Here is a 4,284-nt window from a genome sequence, read left to right on the forward strand (position 1 = left end):
AAAAATAGCCTACCACAACGATCCAATTATTGGTATAATCCCTAATTTTGATCTTTACCCCATCGTTAAAATCAGCCATGCCGCTACCAAACAGTTTACTTCTTATATAGGAATAGGAGGTATGGGACTTGGTGGTAGTGTAAAACGACTCTGCCTATATAAGGTAATAGAAAAAAATCCTTTTATAAATAAAAATTATAAGCTATCTCATTATCATCAATACCTTAATGTCTATGGTGGTATTAATGGCAGTTTTTCATCTGATTTATCTTATCACCTCAATGTAACTTATCGTCAACTAAAAAACCTGCCTAGAATGGTAGTTGCGGACGCTCAAAGTACTACATACAAACTTCTTTATAATGAAAATACCCATAACGTAGTAAAAGCTACGGGAATAGTAGAGTATACTATTCCTAACGCAAAGCTTAACACATCTATAAAAGGAACGTATTACCTATATGAGAAAAATACATCATCACCTATCTGGTGGTATAATAAGCCTAAATATAGATTCAAACCAACGTTTTCTTATAGGCCTCATCCGAAACTATCCCTAACAGGCAGCTTGCATTTACATGGCTCAACCATTGTAAAATATGAGGATGGTAGTCCTAAAAAATTGGAAGAAATCATAGACATTGCTTTAGGTGGTAATTATTTTTGCTCCAAAAAATTTGCAATATTTGTAATGCTTGATACCCCGCTAAACCCTAATAATACCTCCAACACTGGTTATCCTGATAAAAAATTTAATAGTATTAATATTACAGGCGGTATACAATATAAATGGTAATTTTGATGGTATGTAGTATGATTGACATATATGATTGACACAATCGCAGATTTACAACAAAAAATTGAAAGTGCTGTTATCTCTGATAAAGAAACGTTAGAAACCTTTCGACGCAATTTTATCAGTAAAAAAGGAAGTATTGCTGCTTTATTTGAGAAATTCAAGGAATGCCCTATTGCAGATAAAAAAGCCATAAGCCCTGCCCTCAATCGCTTAAAAAACGAAGCAGCACAAAAATTTAAACAGGCCGTAAAACAACTGGAACAGCAAACTTCACTAGGCGATACTAAGCCATCAATAGATGTAACACTTCCTCCTATCGGTAGTTCAATAGGGAGTCTGCATCCCTTACGAATCGTACAAAACAAGGTCATCTCCATATTTGAACGAATAGGTTTTAATTTTGCAGAAGGCCCAGAAATGGTAGGAGATTGGTATAACTTTGGTGCGCTCAATTTTCCTAAAAATCATCCCGCAAGAGAAATGCAGGATACCTTCTTTCTGCAACGCAATCCAGATCTCTTATTGCGCACCCATACCACTTCTGTACAGGTTTCAACCTGTAGCTCACAACTACCTCCCCTCCGATCTATTACTGCGGGACGTGTATTCAGAAATGAGGATATTTCCGCACGATCGCATTGCTTCTTTCATCAAGTCGATGGCATGTATATTAACACATATGTTACTTTTATAGACTTAAAGGAGACCATTTACCATTTTGTACGGGAAATGTTCGGCTCAGAAACAAAGCTACGTTTTAGAGCTTCTTATTTTCCTTTTACAGAACCTAGTGCAGAGGTAGATATAAGCTGCAGATTATGCCAAGGAAAAAAATGTACAATTTGTAAACATTCAGGCTGGGTGGAAATATTAGGCGCAGGGATGATAGATCCTAGCGTACTAGCCAACTGCCACATCGATCCTGATCAATACAGTGGCTTTGCTTTTGGCATGGGCTTAGAACGCATAGCCATGTTACTCTACCAAATTGACGATTTACGGTTATTTTCTGAAAATCACATTGCTTTTTTACAACAATTTACCGCTTGCGCAGATTTTAATGGATGTCCTTCAGTCACTTAAGCCATACCGAGACCGTTGCCATAGACATCCATCATTGTATCCGTATCTCTTCCAGCTTATTAGAAGTGAAGTGTAAATCACACCACTGAACGGATACCTCCATTGTAGTTATTTTTACGTAATTAGGCATGCTGTTACTGGTTCTGTTTATTGGGAAAAGACGTTGTATAACTGTTCTACTTGGTTAATGGTTAAACCCGTAACCTTGGCTACATAGGCAATAGGTAGCTTTTCTTGAAGCAAATTTTGGGCTATAGCCATGGCTTTTTGGGTTTCTCCTAATTGGATACCTTCCTCTTTGCCTAATTGGATACCTTCTTCTTTACCTAATTGGATACCTTCCTCTTTGCCTATTTGGATACCTTCTTCTTTGCCTATTTGGATACCTTCTTCTTTACCTATTTGGATACCTTCTTCTTTGCCTATTTGGATACCTTTCTCTTTGCCTATTTGGATACCTTCTTCTTTTCCTATTTGGATACCTTCTTCTTTTCCTATTTGGATACCTTCCTCTTTGCCCTCATTTTTAGCTTTTTTAACTGTATTTTCTTCGACCCATAACCACTTTAAATGGCCTTCATACAAGGTACGTTCTTCTGGCGTGAAGTTCATAACATTCAGTACCTGTAGTNGCTTTATCTCCTCGAAAGTTTTGCGGATTGTAGGGATTAAGCAATGTAATATCTGCTACTTGATCTTCTGCTGAAACAATGGCGTTGATTAACGAAATCAATAAGTCTTTATTTTCCTCTACGCCAAAAAGTTTCTTAAAGGCTACATCCACACGAGGCGTAATGGCTTGCATATTAACTATAATTTAGGTTTTAAAATTGATACACTTGGCATGTATGCTTACAATACGTAATTAGGCATGTGTTACTCGTTCTGTTTATTTATTGGGAAGATACGTTGTATAACTGTTCTACTTGGCTAATGGTTAAACCAGTAACTTTGGCTATATAGGCAATAGGTAGCTTTTCTTGAAGCAAATTTTGGGCTATAGCCATGGCTTTTTGGGTTTCCCCTATTTGGATACCTTCCTCTTTTCCCATTTGGATACCTTCCTCTTTTCCTATTTGGATACCTTCTTCTTTGCCTATTTGGATACCTTCCTCTTTGCCCTCATTTTTAGCTTTTTTAACTGTATTTTCTTCGACCCATAACCACTTTAAATGGCCTTCATACAAGGTGCGTTCTTCTGGCGTGAAGTTCATAACATTCAGTACCTGTAGCGCCTTTTTTAAATGGACATCGTTTAAAGGAGGAGGTAAGTTGTCTTTGTTTAGCAAATCATGTCTTGTTAAAAAGGCTACCCATCTATCTAGTGCTGTCTTAACCTTATCGATTAAATCGGTTAAGGCTTCGTTTGGGTTATCGGTAAACTTCTTTAGTTCAATGGTGTGTAATTCTAAGTCTTTAAAATACAGTGCATTACTTTCTTCTTCTGTGATACGAAATACATTATGGTATTTGGGTTCCTCTACAATAGAAATAAAGTTCAGAATATGGATGCCAATGGCTTTAGATAAGTTTCCATAGCCTTGTCCTGCTTGTAGCTGTTCAGTATACAATTTGGCCCAATAAAACAAAGCCCTTTTATCATAATCTGCTTCATCACTGATTTGGATTTCAATATTAAATAGTTTACCATCTACTGCCTTAGCTTTGAGATCCAATATAGATGCTTTATCTCCTCGAAAGTTTTGCGGATTGTAGGGATTAAGCAATATAATATCTGCTACTTGATCTTCTGCTGAAACAATGGCGTTGATTAACGAAATCAATAAGTCTTTATTTTCCTCTACGCCAAAAAGTTTCTTAAAGGCTACATCCACACGAGGCGTAATGGCTTGCATATTAACTATAATTTAGGTTTTAAAATTGATACACTTGGCATGTATGCTTACCATACGTAATTAGGCATGTGTTACTCGTTCTGTTTATTTATTGGGAAGATACGTTATATAACTGTTCTACTTGGCTAATGGTTAAACCAGTAACTTTGGCTACATAGGCAATAGGTAGCTTTTCTTGAAGCAAATTTTGGGCTATAGCCATGGCTTTTTGGGTTTCCCCTATTTGGATACCTTCTTCTTTTCCTATTTGGATACCTTCTTCTTTACCTATTTGGATACCTTCCTCTTTGCCTATTTGGATACCTTCCTCTTTGCCTATTTGGATACCTTCTTCTTTTCCTATTTGGATACCTTCCTCTNATGCCTTTTATGCTAGCGTATGTCTAGTCTAATAATTTTTTTGTCTCGTGCACATGGGTCAATTGTACGAAATAAATAGTAAAAACTGACATTATGTACAAAAAAAATAATTAAAATCATTACATATAAGGATAAGGTTATTCGAGGCCTGTCTTCCTCCGTAAGTCTTTTTGCATATCCCATTCT

General features: G+C 36.5%; 4 protein-coding genes and 1 pseudogene. 2 read left to right on the top strand and 3 right to left on the bottom strand.

Annotation, left to right across the window (positions count from 1 at the left end; all coding sequences use genetic code 11):
- Positions 1-121 precede the first annotated feature (121 nt).
- Positions 122-796: a hypothetical protein gene (locus EDM02_RS00015; RefSeq protein WP_123662071.1), complete on the top strand. Its 675-nt coding sequence runs from the start codon at positions 122-124 to the stop codon at positions 794-796.
- A gap of 30 nt (positions 797-826) precedes the next feature.
- Positions 827-1,882 carry a phenylalanine--tRNA ligase subunit alpha gene (gene pheS / locus EDM02_RS00020; RefSeq protein WP_123662073.1) on the top strand — a complete coding sequence of 352 codons (1,056 nt, stop codon included), beginning with the start codon at positions 827-829 and terminating at the stop codon, positions 1,880-1,882.
- Positions 1,883-2,029: 147 nt separating this feature from the next.
- Here pheS and EDM02_RS00025 read toward each other — a convergent pair whose 3' ends face one another.
- The 3 genes and pseudogenes from EDM02_RS00025 to EDM02_RS00035 all read right to left on the bottom strand — a co-directional run bounded on the left by EDM02_RS00025 (position 2,030) and on the right by EDM02_RS00035 (position 3,738).
- Positions 2,030-2,494 carry a FliH/SctL family protein gene (locus tag EDM02_RS00025; RefSeq protein WP_123662075.1) on the bottom strand — a complete coding sequence of 155 codons (465 nt, stop codon included), beginning with the start codon at positions 2,492-2,494 and terminating at the stop codon, positions 2,030-2,032.
- Between the two features lie 22 nt (positions 2,495-2,516).
- A pseudogene (locus tag EDM02_RS05850) lies at positions 2,517-2,687 on the bottom strand (PD-(D/E)XK nuclease family transposase); the annotation flags it as partial.
- Between the two features lie 88 nt (positions 2,688-2,775).
- Positions 2,776-3,738: an Rpn family recombination-promoting nuclease/putative transposase gene (locus EDM02_RS00035; protein WP_123662077.1), complete on the bottom strand. Its 963-nt coding sequence runs from the start codon at positions 3,736-3,738 to the stop codon at positions 2,776-2,778.
- Between the last annotated feature and the right edge of the window lie 546 nt (positions 3,739-4,284).

This window comes from Candidatus Cardinium hertigii, from assembly GCF_003788695.1.